The sequence below is a fragment of the Bradyrhizobium jicamae genome, from assembly GCF_018130695.1.
Taxonomy (GTDB): Bacteria; Pseudomonadota; Alphaproteobacteria; order Rhizobiales; family Xanthobacteraceae; genus Bradyrhizobium; species Bradyrhizobium jicamae_B.
In genome coordinates this window covers 500,523-519,395 of the sequence record NZ_JAFCJX010000001.1, presented here as the reverse complement: position 1 = coordinate 519,395, position 18,873 = coordinate 500,523, and the positions used below count along the sequence as shown (strand labels likewise).

General features: G+C 64.1%; 17 protein-coding genes. 11 read left to right on the top strand and 6 right to left on the bottom strand.

What is annotated here, in order from left to right:
- The first annotated feature begins 861 nt into the window (after positions 1 to 861).
- A complete protein-coding gene (locus JQ604_RS02410; protein ID WP_212352572.1) occupies positions 862 to 1,665 on the top strand; it encodes a hypothetical protein in 804 nt (267 codons plus the stop codon).
- A gap of 469 nt (positions 1,666 to 2,134) precedes the next feature.
- Positions 2,135 to 2,995, top strand: coding sequence for a L,D-transpeptidase (locus JQ604_RS02405; RefSeq protein WP_212352570.1), 861 nt, complete (start codon positions 2,135 to 2,137; stop codon positions 2,993 to 2,995).
- 345 nt (positions 2,996 to 3,340) lie between these two features.
- Here the strand turns inward: JQ604_RS02405 and JQ604_RS02400 are convergent, their stop codons facing one another.
- Positions 3,341 to 3,544, bottom strand: a complete 204-nt coding sequence (locus JQ604_RS02400) for a hypothetical protein (protein WP_212352568.1) — start codon at positions 3,542 to 3,544, stop codon at positions 3,341 to 3,343.
- Between the two features lie 105 nt (positions 3,545 to 3,649).
- Here JQ604_RS02400 and JQ604_RS02395 point away from each other — a divergent pair, with 105 nt between their 5' ends.
- Entirely contained in the window at positions 3,650 to 4,498 is an 849-nt protein-coding gene (locus JQ604_RS02395; protein ID WP_212352566.1) for an alpha/beta hydrolase family protein, read from the top strand.
- 150 nt (positions 4,499 to 4,648) lie between these two features.
- Here JQ604_RS02395 and JQ604_RS02390 read toward each other — a convergent pair whose 3' ends face one another.
- The gene (locus JQ604_RS02390) at positions 4,649 to 5,128 is read right to left on the bottom strand and encodes a MarR family winged helix-turn-helix transcriptional regulator (RefSeq protein ID WP_212352564.1); all 480 of its coding nucleotides are present in this window, start codon (positions 5,126 to 5,128) and stop codon (positions 4,649 to 4,651) included.
- A 610-nt stretch (positions 5,129 to 5,738) separates the two neighbouring features.
- Here JQ604_RS02390 and JQ604_RS02385 point away from each other — a divergent pair.
- Positions 5,739 to 7,280 (top strand): porin, encoded by a 1,542-nt coding sequence (locus tag JQ604_RS02385; RefSeq protein WP_212352562.1) that lies wholly within the window; start codon positions 5,739 to 5,741, stop codon positions 7,278 to 7,280.
- Here JQ604_RS02385 and JQ604_RS02380 read toward each other — a convergent pair.
- Entirely contained in the window at positions 7,265 to 7,519 is a 255-nt protein-coding gene (locus JQ604_RS02380) for a hypothetical protein (protein ID WP_212352560.1), read from the bottom strand. The genes JQ604_RS02385 and JQ604_RS02380 overlap by 16 nt on opposite strands.
- Positions 7,520 to 7,725: 206 nt before the next feature.
- Between JQ604_RS02380 and JQ604_RS02375 the strand changes: the two genes are divergently transcribed.
- From JQ604_RS02375 to JQ604_RS02345, 7 genes are all read left to right on the top strand, one after another.
- Positions 7,726 to 9,057, top strand: coding sequence for an extracellular solute-binding protein (locus tag JQ604_RS02375; protein WP_212352558.1), 1,332 nt, complete (start codon positions 7,726 to 7,728; stop codon positions 9,055 to 9,057).
- A 134-nt stretch (positions 9,058 to 9,191) separates the two neighbouring features.
- On the top strand, positions 9,192 to 10,079 hold the full coding sequence (locus JQ604_RS02370) for an ABC transporter permease subunit (RefSeq protein ID WP_249157956.1): 888 nt from the start codon (positions 9,192 to 9,194) through the stop codon (positions 10,077 to 10,079).
- 1 nt (position 10,080) lies between these two features.
- Positions 10,081 to 11,001, top strand: coding sequence for an ABC transporter permease subunit (locus JQ604_RS02365; protein ID WP_212352554.1), 921 nt, complete (start codon positions 10,081 to 10,083; stop codon positions 10,999 to 11,001).
- A 9-nt stretch (positions 11,002 to 11,010) separates the two neighbouring features.
- Entirely contained in the window at positions 11,011 to 11,766 is a 756-nt protein-coding gene (locus JQ604_RS02360; protein ID WP_212352552.1) for a glycerophosphodiester phosphodiesterase family protein, read from the top strand.
- The gene (locus JQ604_RS02355; protein ID WP_212352550.1) at positions 11,763 to 13,298 is read left to right on the top strand and encodes an alkaline phosphatase D family protein; all 1,536 of its coding nucleotides are present in this window, start codon (positions 11,763 to 11,765) and stop codon (positions 13,296 to 13,298) included. The genes JQ604_RS02360 and JQ604_RS02355 overlap by 4 nt, the downstream gene beginning before the upstream one ends.
- Positions 13,299 to 13,388: 90 nt before the next feature.
- The gene (locus JQ604_RS02350; RefSeq protein WP_212352542.1) at positions 13,389 to 14,336 is read left to right on the top strand and encodes a sugar-binding transcriptional regulator; all 948 of its coding nucleotides are present in this window, start codon (positions 13,389 to 13,391) and stop codon (positions 14,334 to 14,336) included.
- 236 nt (positions 14,337 to 14,572) lie between these two features.
- Positions 14,573 to 15,595 carry a zinc-dependent alcohol dehydrogenase gene (locus JQ604_RS02345; RefSeq protein WP_212352540.1) on the top strand — a complete coding sequence of 341 codons (1,023 nt, stop codon included), beginning with the start codon at positions 14,573 to 14,575 and terminating at the stop codon, positions 15,593 to 15,595.
- Here JQ604_RS02345 and JQ604_RS02340 read toward each other — a convergent pair.
- The 3 genes from JQ604_RS02340 to JQ604_RS02330 are packed head-to-tail and all read right to left on the bottom strand — an operon-like array spanning position 15,592 to position 18,770.
- Positions 15,592 to 16,620: a class II aldolase/adducin family protein gene (locus JQ604_RS02340; protein ID WP_212352538.1), complete on the bottom strand. Its 1,029-nt coding sequence runs from the start codon at positions 16,618 to 16,620 to the stop codon at positions 15,592 to 15,594. The genes JQ604_RS02345 and JQ604_RS02340 overlap by 4 nt on opposite strands.
- A gap of 12 nt (positions 16,621 to 16,632) precedes the next feature.
- Positions 16,633 to 17,493, bottom strand: coding sequence for a TIGR01459 family HAD-type hydrolase (locus tag JQ604_RS02335; protein WP_212352536.1), 861 nt, complete (start codon positions 17,491 to 17,493; stop codon positions 16,633 to 16,635).
- Positions 17,490 to 18,770: an FGGY-family carbohydrate kinase gene (locus JQ604_RS02330; RefSeq protein ID WP_212352534.1), complete on the bottom strand. Its 1,281-nt coding sequence runs from the start codon at positions 18,768 to 18,770 to the stop codon at positions 17,490 to 17,492. Before JQ604_RS02330 ends, JQ604_RS02335 begins: the two co-directional genes overlap by 4 nt.
- Positions 18,771 to 18,873: the final 103 nt, after the last annotated feature.

Sequence of the window (18,873 nt, the reverse complement as noted above, 5' to 3'; positions counted from 1 at the left end):
GCATGCGCGATGTGGGCCATGCCCTTACGCTGTCTCCACGTCGCCATCCTGGCGAAAGCCAGGATCCATAACCACCGCATTTGATTGTGAACGGGATCGTGGCCCCAGCGTCGCGCAATGATTGGCATTTGGGGTAATGGGTCCTGGCGTTCGCCAGGACGACGGTGAGTTTGTTGCGCGGTCAAACTACAAGCACAGTTTCGCATTCTCGCGACATGATTTGTCCGAGTTTTCCATCTCGTTCCGCCCTCTCTCTTGAGTGAGGGCGCAGGGAAGACCGGGTGCACGCTGCACCCGAGGTCCCGTGCGCAATGGGTAGGAAGTGGCGCACACGGGCATACAAATGCAGCGGAGGCACGCCGGCCTTCCCTGCGCGATGGTCTTACGGCTTATACGTGCTCGCCCTGGTGAGACTCTGCTTTTGTGCCACCATCGTCAGCGATCGGCTTTGGACCTCTCGCGTACTTGCCACCAACATCGGGGCGGCAGGCCCACACGACTTCATCGTCCGCCGTGCGCGCACACGCCTGTCGCACGCCCTGCGGCCACCGCATCTGCACCCACGTTCGTGGCGTTCGCGAGCGCCCCTCGTGTCGGGTGAGACGGGTGCATTAAACATCTGATTTGGGTCGGATGTCAAGTATTATTCTCCTATTCCGAACAAAACTTCCGTTTATCGTAGGGCGGATTAGCCGAAGGCGTAATCCGCCGCCCCGCAGCCAACCTCCTCACTTCCGAGGGCGGGCAATTGAGTATTAAGACTCGATACCCGCTGTACGTGTGCGGCTAACCCAATTATGCTAATCCGCAAAGTGAATCAGTGAAGCAAGATTATTTATTGCCGCTTTGTGGTTTGCGAACATGAAGATTGTCCGACTGCTCATGCTTCTAGCCGCGATGATCGCAGCAGCGCTGCTCATCGGATTCTTGAAATTTGGCCTTGGGCGCTTGTTTCATCAATCGTTCTGGCTCGGGACAGCCGCAGCGTTGGCCTGTATGGGCGTGTGCTTTGTCATCGTGGTCTGGCGATCTCGCACAACTGCTCTTCGCAGCCAAAGCGCAAGCCTTGCGCCGCTGAGCCCTCAGGGTGAAGACTTGCTCGGCAAATTTCCCGCACCCGTCACTCTGAACGGGTCGCGGGCCAAGTGGTTGCTAATGACCGTGTTGGGGGCTGGAATGACTGCCGCGTCGACATTCGTCGGCATTCTGGCATTCGCCGGCTTACATGCTGGACAAGCTGGGGCCGGTATTGGTTTAGCAATGTCGGTACTAGGCACGTGCTTCTTTGGACTATGTATTGTTAAGGCAGTGCGACTGCTTCGACATCCCTCACTCCTTCTGGACTTGGACGGCTTTGAGTTCTTTGGCCTTTTTAGGCGACGATATCAGTGGAGCGAGGTCAGCGACTTCGGTGTTTTCCAGCATAAGGGCAATGCCAGCGTAGTTTTCAAAACGACGAAGCCCGATCGAAACTATTGGTCCAGAATGAATGCCTACATGGCGGGTGGGCGCGACGGGCAGCTATCTGGAACATACGGCCTGCGAGCAGAGGAGCTAGTTCAACTCATGACAGCTTGGCAGAGCGTGGCAATTGCAAAGCGCGGCGGACGTTCTGCGCGAGTGTCCCGTCCCATGGTCGGCGGGTTCGACCCCGCGTCGGCTTAGGCCGCGGATCGGAGTGATCACCCGACCCTTTATCTTATCCACAATGGTCGGTTCTTTGGCGAAGGGCTGGTTCCGCTCTTGGCCCATCGCGACCTTTTGTTTTGCCGATAGCTATCGGGAAGGCAGCGTAGCGATCGATGGGTCGTCACCATGATCAACGCTTCTGAGAGCAGGTCGCCGCGGCCAGTCCTGCTTCTCAGGCAGGTCCGCTCGTGGCCCGAAGCCGCCGTCGATGAAACAGCCGCGCGTGTGCAGTCCACCGGGCGATTGAGGCCTCGATCCGCTCCGCGATGAGAGGCGTGTCGTCCACGCCGCCAGCCAGATATCAAGCGGTGCTCCCGATTTCCATGTTGCCGGACCAGAGTTCGGCGTTAACCACCGCTAACGATTCCAATCTGAGCGAAATCGCTTCGAAGTTTCTTAAATCTTGCCGGGTTACCCATCCAGGCATGGTGACCTGGGGAAAGATATGAGCAAGCGGGCGAAACGCGGAAGGGCGGAGGCGCTCGCACTCCCAATGGCCGGACGAGTTGCAATTGGTGCCGTAGCCGTCGCCGGATTGGGGTACTGTTTGCTGTTTCGCACGACGAACGTGCAGCCGATACGAAAGCCCTCGACACACCAGGCGATGGCGTCGTCAACTCCGGTTTACGTGTCAACGCCTGTTCATGCCCCAGCGCCATCTCGGGCTCCGGTTCCGGTTCCGGAGCCTCAGGTCGAAGCACCCAAAGCCGCTGACGGTCCCGGTGCATTTGTTCGGCAGGTGGTTGATTACGCCAGCCACCAGACGCCGGGCACCGTGATCATCGATACCAGGAACACATTCCTTTACTTCGTTCTGAACGACAGGCAGGCCATGCGCTACGGCATCGGCGTTGGCCGCGAAGGTTTCACATGGTCCGGTGAGCAGACTGTGGCCCGCAAGACAGAATGGCCGGATTGGCGTCCGCCTGCAGAGATGCTTGTGCGGCAGCCCTATCTGCCGCGCTTCATGGCAGGCGGTCCCGGCAACCCGCTCGGCGCTCGGGCGATGTATCTCGGCGAGACCGAATATCGAATTCACGGCACCAACAAGCCCGATACGATCGGGAAGCGCGTGTCGTCCGGCTGTATCCGGCTGACCAATGACGACATCGCGGATCTGTACGAGCGGGTGAAAATCGGAGCGAAAGTAATCGTGCTTCCGGCAATCGCGGCCCGTCGACCGTCCCAGGCAGCGCCGGTTGACGCCGCTTTGCGATCGCCCGACCCGGCATCGCCGTCGAACCGGCCCTCGGCAGCTAACGCGCAGATGCTGTCTTCTGGGCCGCAGATCGCCGAGGCCAAGTAACCCAGGTTGCGCGTTACGGCCGGCGCTCTACATTCTTGGTAGATCGCGCGGCGGATCGTGCGGGGGGAGCGGAGCGTCGCTGGCGGCATACTTGGCTTCGTCATCGCCGTCGTGATCGTCCTCACGCGGATTGCTGACATCGAGGACTGAACATTCTCAAGAGCCCCAGCCCGAGATGTCGCCTATTGGCCCTGGGGCGAACAGGCGTAGCTCGGTCGCCGCGGCCGGATGGCCACCATCAGACATGACTCAGAAACAATCAGAAATCACCCCGTAATGCAGGCGTTCAAATCCGCTTGAAGGTGAGCTGACCTAAACGGACATTAACTTGCGACGACAAATAGCTCATGCCTTATTTGCCTCAATCGAGCGGGAAGTCTCGACCGACTGGGGAATGTTGTGGACTTGCAAGAACTCGAGGCGCGCTTTCTGGTGTCCTCGCGCGGATGCGACAATGCTGTCGATCTGGCGTCGGCGAGACGCACCGCCGCCGTGTTCATCGACAATCTGCCGATTGCCGATCTCGGCGAGGCCCGCGACCGCCATCATTGGGTTTCCACCTGGATCAGGACGGCGGACAGCTACCATTCGCTCGCCAACCTCGACATGAGGAGCGGCGCGGTCGAACGGGCGCGCGAGGCATGGCTTTGCGCCATGACCGGCTTCGAGGTCGCGAAGCGGATCGTCGATCCCGGCGATCCCGACCATCTGCGCATCGTCGCGAAAATGCAGGCCTGCGTGGACGAGTTTGGGTTGTACCACGCGCGCGCGGTCGAGCGGCTTCGAATTGCGTGCTGCGGTGAGCAGGAGTTGACGGCCTATTACGTGCCGCACGACGGTCCTTCGCCGTGTGCGCCGTCGATCATCTGCATCAGCAACACATGCGAGTCGATCGGCGAATTTCTGGGCCGGCTGCTGCCCACGGCCGTCGGCCGCGGCATGTCGCTGCTCGTCGTCGAAGGGAAAGATCTCGCCGGTCATCCGACCTTCAAATCGGACATCCTGCTCGGCTGCTGCGTGGATTATCTATCCGATCGGCCGGACGTCGATCACGACCGAATCGGCGTCTACGGAGAAGGGATGGCGGCCGCCGAAGCGACCAGCCTGGCGGCCTCGGATCGCCGGATCGCGGCGGCGGTCTGCGACGGTGGCCTTTGGCAGTTCGCCTGGACGAGATCGTCCATCGAATGCATGTCCGGCGTAGCCGGGGAGCTTGACGACGATGAAGCCACGTCGGCACGCCGGATGCGGCTGGTGCGTCGGATGCGATGCCCGATTCTCGTGGTCGCGGGGCCGCGTGAGTTCGTCGATCTGTCGGAGGCCATCAGCCTTCACGCCGATTGCAAGGCTGCCGGCATCGACATGAGTCTGGTGGTCTCCCGCACCGTCGAAACCCCGCTGGGCGGCATCGAGAACTTCCTGACGGCGGACGAATTCATCTTCGGCTGGCTCGGGCGCAAGATGAAGGCCTGCCGGCCGTCGCGGAGCCTGCGCTATCTCTGACGGCGCGCGGCGGCCCGATCTGTCAAAGCGCGATGAGATTGAGTTGAATCGTCATCGCGCTTTAGCTCTTTGTTTGAGCATGATCTCCGCGCAAACGCGTTCCGCGTTTGTCGCGAGGGAAAACCGCTTCACACTTTTCCGGATCATGCTTCAGAGCATGCCCATCGACAGCTTCTGGGAGGCGAGGACCGCATTCTTGGCGATCGAGCTCAGGACGGTGTTGAGCTCGTCCAGCGACTGTTCGTCCAGATTGCCGAACATCGTCATGTTGAGGGATTGCCGCTTCTTGGACAGTTTTGCGATCTCGGTCCGCGCCTTTGATGTGAGCGACATCAGCACATAGCGGGCGTCGTCCGGCGACGGCTCTCGTGCAAGCAGTCCGGCCTTTTCGAGACTCTTGGTCTGATTGGTGACGAAGGCGGGATGAATGCGCAGCTTGTTTGCGACATCCACGCCGGAGACGCCGCGGCCCCCGTCGAGGTCGTTGATGGCGAACAGGATGAGCCACTGCGGCTCGGTGATTCCGAGCAGCTCCGCCCAGCTCTTGTGGATCTCCTCGATCTGAGAGTGGATCTCGACGATGTTCCAAATGAAGGTCTTGATAGATTTGTCGAGCTTCTTCTCGATCATGGTCCCGCCAGGAGTTGTGCGTCGGGGATAGTTTCCCGGACGTCGCCTCACTCCTTTTAGCGGCAAACGCCTGTGCCAGTCTCGCGCGATCCGAATGTCTTTAGCAGTAGATACTGGCCGATTGTCGCAATGCCGACAGCATCGCGGACACGATTCGTTGCACGAATCCTTCGGAAAAATAATTGACAAAAATAACTAATGAGCCGATATTTATCGCACGAGTGAATGCATCTTCTGGTTCAACGGCAGAGAAGGAAGACCTGTAACGCAAGCGACGTTAGACCTCCAAGGAAAACCTCCGGGATGCCCCCCGGAGGTTTTTTCGTTTTGGATACAGTCGATTAGCCCTGTTGCTGCTTCAGGAAAAAGCCGCGCAGAAGGGATGTTGCAGCGGCGCAACACGATCCGAAGAACTCATAATTGATCAAAACAATTGATTGAGTGATTGATTATGAAAAGTAATGTGTCTCTCGAACGACGGAGCAGGGGCACCTTGAAGTCGTTCCGTCGGGGATCCGACCGAATGGTGAGCAATCGGCGGATTTGAGGGGCGGAGGTGTCGTCTCAGCACGAGACGGGCCCGCCCAAGAGCAACTTGGAGGTTAGACACATGACACAACTAAAGAGCCTTATCCTCGGCTCGGCGGCGGTTCTCGCCGCAGTCGGCGGAGCTCAGGCAGCCGATCTTCCCGTCAAGGCCAAAGCGGTCGAGTACGTGAAGGTTTGCTCCCTGTATGGTCCCGGATTCTACTTCATCCCGGGCACCGACACCTGCATCAAGCTGGGCGGCTATCTGCGCGTCGAAACCGCGCTGAACACCAACAGCGTCTACGGCGCACAGACCAGCCTGCCGGCCAGCGGTCAAAATGCCTACGACAACTACTACACCGCTCGTTCCCGCGAAGACTTCAACATCGATACGCGCACCGCGACCGAATACGGCGTGGTCCGCACCTTCTTCGATGCGACCTTCTCGTGGACCACCGGCGGCTATGCCGGCACCGGCTCCGCCACCGGCGGCACGCTGTACTCCGGCGCAGTCGGCCCTGCCGGCGGTTCGGTCAACGGTACCGACGGCAATCCGAACGCCGGTTCGCTTGGCGTGTACTACGCCTTCATCCAGTTCGCCGGCTTCACGATGGGTAAGGCCGTGTCGCAGTTCGACGCGCCCTGGAACAACTACCCGGCCAACAACTTCGACAGCCTCGTCGGCGGCGGCGGCACGGTCACTGGTGTCAACCAGTTCACCTACACCGCGCAGTTCGGCAACGGCGTGTCGCTGGCTCTGTCGGCCCAGGACCAGGTTGCCTACTATCAGTCGGGTCTGATCAACGTGTCCGGCATTACCGCGGCCGGCATCGCCGGCGGCGCGTACGGCACCAACGACATCGGTGGCACGCGTGCTCCGGACCTCGTTGCTTCGCTCCGCGTCGACCAGGCCTGGGGCCTGTTCCAGGCATCGTTCGCCGCGCATGACAACCACGCTGGCTACTACGGCGCCACCGAGTTGACCGGCCGTCCGGACGACAAGTGGGGCTGGGCTGCTCAGCTGGCCTTGTCGATCAAGAACATCCCGACTGGCGCGGGTGACACGATCAACGTGCAGGGCGTCTACACCGACGGCGCGACCCGGTACAACATCCAGGTTCTCGCACCGAACTCGTTCAGCATGTTCGGCGGCACGGGCCTCGCCGGTGCCTACCAGAGCATCGGCTTCGGCAGCGCTCCTGACACCGTCTACACGACCGGCGGTTCGCAGCAGAGCATCACGACCTGGGGCTTCCGCGGTGGCTACACCCACAACTGGGATCCCTACTGGAACACGGGCATCTACGGCGCGTATGCCGGCGTTCGCTTCAACGACGCCAGCAAGGCCATGATCTGCGGCAGCGCAGCCATGGGCGCTCTGCTGACCGCCGGTTCGACCTGTAACCCGGACTTCAACGTCGCGCAGGCGGGTGTCATCACCCGTTGGACTCCTGTGAAGAACCTGACCTTCTCGGGTGACTTCAGCTGGACCCGGCTCGATCAGAAGTACTCCGGCTCGGTTGCATTCCCGGGCGCTGCCGCTGGCGCCAAGCCGGCTGCGGTGTACGAGATCAAGGATCAGGACAGCTTCCAGCTGCTGCTCCGCGCTCAGCGCAACTGGTAATACCGGTTGATCTGATCCATATCTGACAGAGCCCCCGGCGGGAAACCGCCGGGGGTTTTGCTTTGCGGGTGACGCCCGGCGTGACCCATGCGCAGGCGGCCGCGATCTGCGCCCTGGTGTGACAAGGTTGCCGTTCCGGCGCCAGCGCAAGTGATTGCGCGCGACGGATCCGCAACACGCCGGACCGCGAACAGCGGCATCAGCACCGCGTAACCTTCCGAAAATTCACGTGACGTCATCGGCCGGGCTCGCGGCCAGCATCGATCTTTGCCGCGGCTGATTCCGCGGCAGTTCCGTTGGACATCTCGAACTTTTGTCGCATCGGTGCGGGTTCCCATGCTCCGCATGACCCCTTTCATCCTCCCGACACATATGTCATTGTAGAATTACAAATGATCAGAGGCGCCTTTCCGAGGGGGAGGGGCTGCCGCAGGGAGGGATCGCCATGAGGCAGAACACCGCGTTGCTCGCGCTTGTCGTCGCGATGCTGGCATTTGTGGCACCGGCACAGGCCGCGCGAATCGAGGTGCAGTGGTGGCACGCGATGAGCGGCGTGCTGGGCGACCGCCTCAACGAGGTCGTCGAGAAGTTCAACAAGTCGCAAGACAAATACACCGTCGTTGCCGTCGCAAAAGGCAATTACGACGAGGTGACCAACGGCGTGATCGCGGCCTACCGCGCCAAGCGGCCGCCGGAGATGGTGCAGATCGCCGAGCGCGGCTACATGACCATGCTGCTGTCGGAGGCCGTGGTTCCCGTGCAGGATCTCCTGGAGAAGCAGGGCTACAAGGTCGACTTCGCCGATTTCATCAAGCCGGTGGCGAGCTTCTGGAGCTACAAGGGGCGGATGTCGGCGCTGCCGTTCAACTCCTCGACGCCGATCTTCTGGTACAACAAGGATCACTTCCAGAAAGCCGGTTTCGATAAACCGGCCGACACCTGGCAGGAGCTGGAGAAGCAGCTCTACGCCATCAAGGCCAAGGGAATCAGCGAGTGCGGCACCGTGCTGCCCGGCGATTTCTACTGGAGCCTCCTGGAGAACTACAGCGCCATCAACAACCAGCCCTATGGCACGCTCGCCAACGGCTTTGACGGGCTCGGCACCGAGTTCGTCTACAACAAGACCAAGGTGGTCTCGCAGGTGGCGCGCCTGAAGAAATGGCTCGACGACGGCATCATGCAGATCGCCGGCCAGGGGCTCAGCCCGGAGCAGCTGTTCACCTCCGGCCGCTGCTCGACCTTTGTCAATTCGACTGCCTCGCACGGCAATATCGAGCGCAACGCCACGATCAACTGGAGCGCCACGTTCCTGCCGCATGAGAGCGACATCAATCCGCCGCTCAACAGCACGATCGGGGGCGGCGCGATCTGGGTGATGAAGGGCCACACGCCGGAGCGTTACGAGGCGGTGGCGGCGTTCCTCAATTTCGTCGCCCAACCGGAGACGCAGGTGTGGTGGCATGGCGCAACCGGCTATGTTCCCGCGACCAACCGCGCCTACGAGCTGGCGCGCGAGCGCGGCTACTACAAGGATCATCCGACGCGGGAGATCGCCGTGCTGCAGCTGTCGCGCGGAGTGCCCAACGAGAACTCGCGCGGCTTCCGCTTCGGCAATTTCGTGCAGACCATGCTGGCGCAGCGCCAGGAGGTCGAGGCGGTGTTCGCCGGCCAGAAGTCGCCGCAACAGGCGATGGATGATGCGGTCAAGCGCGGCAACGAGATCCTCCGGCAGTTCGAGAAGCTCAATGCCGGGAAGAACCTCGACGGCGATCGCTGACGGAGATGGCCGTGCGTTCGTCTGCGATCGGGCGTGACGTGGCTGTGCCGAGCGCTCAGCCACGTTCCGCTGCTGCATCGGTCTCGCATCGCGCGGCCGCGCGAAAGAAGGCGCGGCCCGCGCAGGAGGCCGGGCTGAAGCGGGCGAATTTCGGCGAAGGGCCGGGCCTGCCGACCTTGCTGCTGCTGCCGCAGCTTCTGATCCTGCTCTTCTTCTTCTTCATTCCCTCGCTGCGGGCGCTGACGCAGTCGGTGCTGCTGTCCGACCCGTTCGGCACCACCGTGCAGTTCGTCTGGTTCGACAATTTCAAGGCCCTGTTCGCCAATGGCGAGTATCGCCAGTCGATGTGGGTGACGCTCCTGTTCACCGTCGGGCAGAACGCGCTGACGCTCTCCGTCGCGCTGGTGCTGGCCTTTGCGACCGATCACATCATCAAGGGGCGCTCGGTCTACCGCACCATCATTCTGTTGCCTTACGCGATCGCGCCGGCGATTGCCGGCATCCTCTGGGCGTTCCTGTTCAATCCGGCGGTCGGCCCGCTCGCACATGTGCTGCACGGGCTCGGCATCGCCTGGGATCCGAACCTCAACCCGAACCACGCGCTGATCCTGGTGACGCTGGCGGCGTCATGGAAGCACATCTGCTACGACTACATCTTCCTGGTCGTCGGCCTGCTCGCGGTGCCGGTATCGCTGATGGAGGCGGCGGCGGTGGATGGCGCGGGGCCGATCCGGCGCTTCGTCTCGATCGGGCTGCCGATGCTGGGGCCGACCGTGTTCTTCCTCGCCGTGATGAATTTCATCTACGGCTTCTTCGAGACCTTCGCGATCATCGACGCCGTCACCAAGGGCGGGCCGGCCGGCGCCACCAACATCCTCGTCTACAAGGTCTATGTCGACGGCTTCGTCAATCTCGACCTCGGCTCGTCGGCCGCGCAATCGGTGCTGCTGATGAGTTTTGCGCTGCTCTGCACGCTGCTGCAGTTCCGCTATTTCGACCGCAAGGTCAATTACGGGGTCTGAGATGGTCGAGCGGGCACCGGTCCTCAATTTCGTCTGCCACGCGATCCTGATCGCCGGCGCGCTGGCCGTGTGCGTGCCGCTCTATTTTGCCTTCGTCGCGGGCTCGCTGACCATCGGCGAGGTGCAGAAGGTGCCGCTGCCGTGGCTGCCGGGCGATCAGTTCATCGCCAACCTGCAGGCGGCCTGGGTCAAGGCGAATTTCAGCCGCACCTTCCTCAATTCGGTCGTGGTGGCGCTCGGCATCACCGCCGGCAAGATCGCGGTGTCGCTATTGTCGGCGTTCGCGATCACTTACTTTCGCTTCCGCTACCGGATGCTGGCGTTCTGGCTGATCTTCGTCTCGCTGATGCTGCCGATCGAGGTGCGGATCGTGCCGACCTTCGAGGCGGTGGCCAATGCCGCGCTGCCGCTGCAATGGCTCGCCGATACGCTGCATCTGGCCGATCTCTTCGGCTGGATCAGCGGCCACCGCGTCGACATCGCGCTGGAATGGAACATGGTCAACACCTATCCCGGCCTGATCCTGCCGCTGATGGCCTCGGCCACCGCGACCTTCCTGTTTCGCCAGTTCTTCCTGACCGTGCCTGACGAGCTCTGCGAGGCGGCGCGGCTCGATGGCGCTTCGCCGCTGCGCTTCTTCTGGAGCATCCTGCTGCCGCTGTCGGTCCCGAACATGGTGGCGCTCGCGATCATCCTGTTCTTGTTCGGCTGGAACCAGTATCTTTGGCCGCTGCTGTTCACGACGGACAAGGACATGGCAACGGCCGTGATTGCCCTGAAGAACCTGATCCCGCGCTCGGACAGCGAGCCGGCCTGGAACGTCGCCATGAGCGGCGCGCTCCTGACCATGCTGCCGCCGACGCTCGTGATCCTGCTGCTGCAGCGCTGGTTCCTGAAGGGGCTCGTCGACAGCAGCAAGTGAGGAGAAACCATGGTTTTCATCGCCGGACATCGCGGCGCGCGCGACCTTTGGGCCGAGAACAGCATTCTCGGCTTCCGCAATCTGTGCGGCCTCGGCGTCGACGCGGTCGAGTTCGACGTACATCAGAGCGCGGACGGCGGCATCGTCGTGATCCACGATCCCTTGCTCGACCGCACCACGCATGACACCGGCCCGGTCGGCGAGCGCAGCCTGAACCGGCTGACCTCGACGCGGCTGCGCGAGGCCGGCGACGAGTGCATTCCGACGCTGTCACAGGTGCTCGACGTGTTCGCCGACACCGCGCTGGAGCTGCATATCGAGATCAAGACCGACGCCTTGGGCAACGCGTATCAGGGGCTGGAGGCGAAGCTGATCGAGGAGATCAAGCGGCGCGGGCTGGAGCGGCGGGCGATCATCACCTGCTTCGTGCCCGAGGTGATCGAGACGGTGCGGCGGCTGGCGCCGGATGCGCGGGTGCTGACCTCGCTCGATCGCCGCTCGGCCGAGATGATGGGCGGCATCGCGCCTGCGCTGGAGCGGCTGGCGAAAATCCGCGACTGCATCGTGGCGATCGAGAAGACGCTGCTGACGCCTGCGTTGCCGCTGGCGCTCGGCATCCTCGGTACCGCGCGGCTCGGTGCCTGGGTCACCAATACGCCGGAGGATATCAGCTACTGGCTGGCCCAGCCGGTGCGGCAGATCACGACGGACCGGCCGGATCTCGCCGTCGACATCCGCCGCAAGCGCGCGGCCGTGCCGGCATGACGGGAATTCCGCGCCGGCATTTTCTGGTTGCGTCGCTGGCGAGCGCCGCGCTCGCCGCGCCCTTCGGCATCGTGCGCGGTGCGCCTGTCGGCTTCAGCGCCGATCCCTATACGCTCGGCATCGCCTCCGGCTGTCCGCGTGCCGACAGCGTGATCCTGTGGACGCGGCTGGCGCCGCGGCCGCTCGAAGACGGCGGCATGACCGATGCGCCGGTCGAGGTCGAATGGCAGGTCGCCGAGGACGACAAATTTGCACGCATCGTGGCGCATGGCACCGAACGCGCGACCGCCGAGCTTGCGCATTCCGTGCACGCCGAGGCGAGGGGGCTGCAGCCCGATCGCGTCTACTGGTACCGCTTCCGTGCCGGGACGGCGGTGAGCCCGATCGGGCGCACGCGCACTGCGCCGGCCGGGCACAAGGCGCGGGTTCGGTTCGCCTTCGCCTCCTGCCAGCAATATGAGCAGGGCTGGTTCAGCGCCTATCGCGACATGGCCGCGCGCGACCTCGATCTGGTCGTGCATCTCGGCGACTACATCTACGAGCGATCCTGGGGCTCGCATCACGTGCGCGAGCACGGCGTCGGGATCCCGACCACGCTGCCCGAGTACCGCAACCGCTACGCGCTCTACAAGGGCGATGCCGATCTGCAGGCCGCGCACGCGGCGTTTCCGTGGTTGTCGATCTGGGACGACCACGAGGTCATGGACGACTACGCCAATGACCGCTCCTACACGGTGCGCGATCCCCAGTTATTCCTGAAGATCCGCGCCGCCGCCTATCAGGCTTATTACGAGCACATGCCGTTGCCATCATCGATGCGGCCGCGCGGGCCGGACGCGACGATCTACGAGCATTACCGGTTCGGCGACGTGATGGACGTGCTGCTGCTCGACGACCGGCAATTTCGCTCGGCCTCGGCCTGCGTCAATGGCGGGCGGCCGACCTGGATCGTGCCCTGCGCGGAGCGGCTCGACGAGGCGCGCACCATGCTGGGGGGCGCGCAGGAAAAATGGTTCGACGATCGCCTCGGCAACTGCCGCGCCCGCTGGACTGTCGTCGCGCAGCAGACCCTGATGGCGCAGGACCGCCGCGGCGCCGAGGACGGCGACCGTTACTGGATGGACGGCTGGGACGGCTATCCCAATGCCCGCCGCAGGCTGCTCGATGCACTTGCCGCGCACAAGACCCGAAATCCGATCGTGATCGGCGGCGATCGCCATGCCTTCCATGCCGCCAGCCTGAAACGCGATTTCACCAGGCACGACGAGCCGACCATTGCCACCGAGTTCGTCGGCACCTCCATCACTTCGGAGGGACCGGGCGAGACCACGACGCGAAAGGCGACGGCGGACAATCCGAATCTGGCTTTTGTGCGCGGCGACCGACGCGGCTATGCCACCGTCGAGCTCGATGCCAAAACCTGCACGGTCGGCTTCGAGGCCGTCGACGACGTCAAGGACATCAAGAGCGGCGTGAAGCGGCTGGCGACCTTCGTGGTCGAGGACGGCACGCGAGGACCGAAGGCGGCGTGAGATGGCGGGCGGTTTGACGATTCGCATCAGATCGCCTCAAATGGACGCCTTGCTCAATGCATTTGCGCCGATGCCGCGGGAGATTGCGTTTTGACCGACCAGACCATCCTGCGGGTCGCCTGGCTCTATTACATGGAGAATCTGACCCAGGCCGAGATCGGCGAGCGGCTCGGCCTGACCCGGGCGCGCGTCAACCGCATGCTGTCGGATGCGCGGCAGAGCGGGGTGGTCTCGATCCGCCTCAACTCGTCCTTTGCGAGCTGCACCGAGCTGGAGCACCGGCTGCGCGAGCAATGCGGGCTGCAGGACGCCGTGGTGATCCCGAGCCCGGAAAATCCCGAGCTGACCGCGAGCCTGATCGGCATGGCGGCGGGCGCTTATCTTACGAAATACCTGGAGCAGAAGCGCCCGCGCATCATCGGCATCGGCTGGGGCGCCACCTTGCGCGAGACCATCCGCTACGTGACACCGGCCGAATATCCCGACATCTCGATCGTCTCGATGATGGGCGGGCTGTCGCGCGGGCTCGAGCTCAACACCTTCGAGATCGCCGGCGAGCTGGCGCACCGGCTGCACGCCGAGTGCAGCTATCTCGCCGCGCCGATCTATGCCTCCAGCCGCCGCTCGCGCGACACCTTCATGGCGCAGGAGGTCTATCAGGACGTGCTCGACAGCGTCGCGCGGATCGATCTCGCGCTGCTCAGCATGGGCGACCTGACGCCGCGTTCGCTGCTGGTCCGGCACGGCCTGCCGCCCGACGTGAAGATCGACGACCTTCGCGCTGCCGGCGCCGTCGGCGACGTGCTCGGCCAGTTCCTCGACAGGAACGGCCGGCAGATCGACCACGGCATCAACGCGCGCGCGATCGCGATGCAGCTGGATAAACTGGCGCAGGTGCCGACCTCGATGCTGATCGCCGGCGGCACCAACAAGGCGCCGATCATCGCCGCGGTGCTGCAGAGCCGGCTCGGCAAGGTGCTGGTGACCGACGAGAAGGCCGCCCAGGGCGCGCTGAAGCTGATCGGGAAGCTGAAGTAAAGTTTCGCTTCACGGGCAATTCTATCCCCTCATCCTGAAGCCTGACCCCTCATCCTGAGGAGCGCGTAGCGCGTCTCGAAGGACGAGGTCCGAGACGGGCCCATGGTTCGAGACGCCCGCTGCGCGGGCTCCTCACCATGAGGGGAGGCAGCATCTGTGCCAAAAATCATTTGTAATCATAAAATGACAAATGTACGATCACGTCCAGCTCGCAGCAAATAAAGGAACAAGCGCCCATGCGCGCGGCGGTACTGCAGGACATCAGGAACATCCGCGTCACAGAGATCCCGACGCCGACGCCCAAGGCCGATGACGACGTGATCGTGCGGGTGAAGGCGGTCGGGGTCTGCGGCAGCGACCTGCATTCCTATCTCGAAGGCGGCACCACCGGGCCGACGCGGATCAATGATCCCTTCGTGCTCGGTCATGAATTCTCCGGCAACCTGATTCCCGAGTCCGCGCGCAAGCTCGGTTTGTCGGCGGATGCGCTGGTCGCAGTCGATCCCGCAATCCCCTGCGGCCATTGCGAGTGGTGCCATCGCGGCCACACCAATCTCTGCCCGAACGTGCGCTTCCTCGGCTACGCCCCGCACAACGGCGCGATGGCCGAGTTCGTCTGCGTGCCGCAATCGGCGGTGCATGTCGTGCCCGAGACGATCGATCCCGCGGGCGCCGCGATCCTGGAAACGCTCGGTGTTGCGATCCACGCCACCGATCTCGCGCGTCCGCGCTTGCTGGAGTCCGTTGCCGTGCTTGGATGCGGGCCGGTCGGCCTGCTGCTGGTGCAACTGGCGCGGCTGTGCGGCGTCGGCAACATCATCGCGATCGATCCGGTGGTGGCGCGCGGGCAGCTCGCCTGCGACCTCGGCGCCGACATCGCGTGCCGCAGTTTTGCGGAGGTCCCTGAGGTTACGGACGGACGGGGCGTCGATCTCGTGATCGAAGCCACGGATTCCTCGCACGGCTTCGAGCACGCGGCGCGCTGTGCCCGGATCGGCGGCCGCGCGGTGATCGTCGGCATCCCCGAGAACAACGAATACGTCCTGAGCGGCGCGGAATCGCGTCGCAAAGGGCTGTCGGTGAAATTCTCGCGGCGGATGCCCGAGGTCTATCCGCGCGCGATCGCGCTGGCGCAGAGCGGGCGGGTGAAGCTGTCGCCGCTGGCAACGCACAGCTTCTCGCTCGATCAGGCGCCTGCCGCCTTCGCGCAGCAGGTGGCGCGCGAGAACGGGATCATCAAGGCGATTATCTATCCCTAGCGGCTTGCCGTGAGTTGCTGGCGATAGCGCTCGGCGTCCCAGTTCAGGAGGCGCTGCTCGTTCTCGGCCGAGAGGTAGACGATCTCGGCATTGAGCGGCAGGCGGCTGGTGACGAGCGCAAGACAGCTCAGCATCGGCTCGGCGCCGGCGCTGGCATCCTTGCGAATGAGGCTACCGATGCCGTGAACCAGCAGCGCGACAGGCGGCGGCAGTCCTTCGCTCTTTGTGCGCGCGATCATGTCCTGCAGGCGTTCGTCTTGGTCGAGGATCGGCAGGCCCGGGCCGAGGAAGACGACGTGGTCGGGATAGAGCGAGCCGCTGGTCGCAATAGCCCGGCAATAGCGGTCGGTGGCGATGCCGTGACAGCGCGGGTCGCCCGGCAGGCGATAGTCGGTGTTTTCGCAGATCCCAGCGAGCGCCTTTTCGTTGCCCGGCGGCGCGGTCCGCAAGGGAAGGGCAAGTCGTTCCTCGACCTCGGACACCAGCGCTTCCGCCTCCGCACAGGTCTCCGCGCCCACGACAAGGCCGTGATTGCCGAGGATCAGCACATCGACGGGCGATTGCGCGATCGCAGCGCTCACCGCCTGCGCCAGCGGCAGGCCGGGATGGTGATAGCCAAGCCGGTGCCACGACAAGCCTTGTAAACGGCGTGCGAAGTCTTCGCCGGCATCGGTGCGTGCCGCCCAGGCGATGGTGTTGACGGAGTGGACGTGCAGCACGACCCGGTGCGGCATCAGCGCATGCAGCGCGGTTTCGATCGAGCCACGCAATGTCGTGGTGGCGCCAGGTGCGAGCGGGACGCGCTCGTCGCCCCGGGCAAGCGCAGCGCGCGCGGCCGACAATGCGACGGGCACAAAAATGTCCTTGTGCTCGGCGTCGGCGAGCCAGGTGCCCGATGCCTTGACCCAGAGCACGTCGCCGTCCTTGAGCGAGGAATTGCCGCCGGCGCCTTGCACCAGCAGGATGTTCTTGCCGACGCGCGCCGACATGGCGCGCAGCTCGTCGAGGATCTTGGGCTGTTGCATCACGCGCGTTCCTCACCAGCTGAGATGCTGCATGGTCCAGTGCGGCATTCGCGCCTCCGCACCGGCCACGCTCCGGATTGCCTGCGCGACATCGGCCGTGTCGGCCAGCGTTTGCCGATGCGCGCCGGCACCGATCAGCAGGGTCAGCATGCCCGCGGCGCGGCCGCCGGCGATGTCGTGATCCAGCGAATCGCCGATCACCAGGATGCGCTCCGGCGAAGGATGGCCGAGCCGTTCGAGCGCGGCGGAAAACATCGGCGTATGCGGCTTGCCAACAAAACTCACGGTGCCGCCCAGCGACTGATAGAAGGCCGCCAACGCGCCCGGCGCCGGGATCAGGCCGGTGACGCCGAACATCACGAGATCGGGGTTGGCGCACAGCATCGGCAGGCCGCTCAGCGCGGCTTCGCGCAGACGTTCGCGCCATTGCTCCGGCTCGGCGGCGGCATCGTCGAGGCCGGCAAGCAGGATGAAATCGGCGTCGCTGATGTCGGAGGCGACGGTGAGCTTCAATCCGTCGATGATCGAGCGGTCGCCGTCGCGCGAGATCAGGAAGCAGGCGCTGCCGAGATCGGCAAAGGGCGGCTGGGTTGCCGCGTGCAGGCCGCGCCAGGTGACTTCGCCCGACGACAGCACGCCGTCATAGATATCGGCGGGCAGGCCGAGCGCGGTGAGACGGCGCTGGTTGCTGCTGGCGCGTTTTCCCGAATTGGACAGGATCAGGATGTGCTTGCCGGCCTCGCGCAGCCGCGTCACGCAATCGAGGGCGGCAGGAAACACCGCCATGCCCTCGTGCAGCGTGCCCCATTGATCGAGCAGCACGTGATCGAAGCGGTCGGCGATGATGCTGAGGCCGGAGATGGTCGCGGTCATGGCGGGCCGCCATTCAGTGCGAGCAGTGCGGCGCCAAAGCTCGCTTCGGTCTGTTCGGCAACGCTGACGGGGACGCCAAGCGTGCGGTGGCGGATTGCGGTCCATTTGTCGTTCCGCGCGCCGCCGCCGATGCTGACCACCCGCCTCAAGGGAGGCGCGCCGAGACTGGCAAGCTGCCGATAGGCGAGCGCCTCGACGGAAGCGATGCCTTCGAGCAGGCCCTGGAAGAAGCGATGATCCTCCGTCGGCCGCGGTGTGATCCGTGCCGCGAGCGTGGGATCGGCAATCGGAAAGCGTTCGCCGGGTTTTGGCAGGGGATAGTAGTCGAGCCCGGTCGGCTGCTCCGGCACGAGCTGCGGCGTCAGGCGCTCCATGTCGTCGGCGGAGAAATGCATCAAGAGTGCCGCGCCGCCGGAATTGGAGGCGCCGCCGGCGAGCCAGCGCTCGCCGAGCCGGTGCGAATAGACGCCCTGATTGGCGGCGAAGATCGGCTGCGTCGCCAGCAGCTTCACCACCAACGTGGTGCCGAGCGAGGTGACGGCATCGCCAGGCGTATCCGCGCGGGTCGCGATGAAGGCGGCGACGCCGTCGGTGGTGCCGGCCGCGATCTTCGCCCGCGGCGACAGGCCGAGCATTTGCGCGACGTTGCGATCGATGTCGGCGAACGGCGTTCCCGGGATCTTGATCTCAGGCAGCAGGGCGCGGGGTACGCCCAGCTGATCGAGCCAGCCGGGCCAGTTGCGCGTCACCGGATCGTAGCCGAGCTTCAACGCATTGTTCTCGTCGCTGATACCGTGGCGATCGGCGAGGCGGCCGGCGATCCAGTCGGCCTGGTGCACGGCATGGCGTGCGTTCCTTGCATCGTTACGGGCGAGGAGATGCAGCAGCTTTGCGAGCGCGCTGCTGGCGCCATGCGCGCCGCTGTCGGCCGGCGCCACCGCAGCTATGCGCGCGGCTTCGGCCTTGGCGCGGGCATCGTTGTACATCAGGCCCGGCGTCAACGGCCGGCCGGCATCGTCGATCAGGAGCAGCGTGCCCGACGTGCCGTCGACGACGATGCGCGCGATGCTGCCGAGATCGACGCGCTCGCCGAGCTTGCGCAACGCCGACAGCGCCGCCTGCCACCACAACTCGGGCTCCTGGTCGACCGCATCGCCATGGACGCGCGGCGGCGGCAGCGCGGCCGACGCCTGGCCCCGGATGCCGGCCTGCGCGTCGATCGCGCAGGCACGCACCCCGCCGGTGCCGACATCGATGCCGAGGAACATCTCAGCCATTCAATTCACCATCGCTTCGCAACCGGCCTTGAAGCCTGATGCGCCTGATCTTTTCGCCGCGCGCCGCACGCGCAAGGGACGTCTCGATTGCACTGCAGCACGT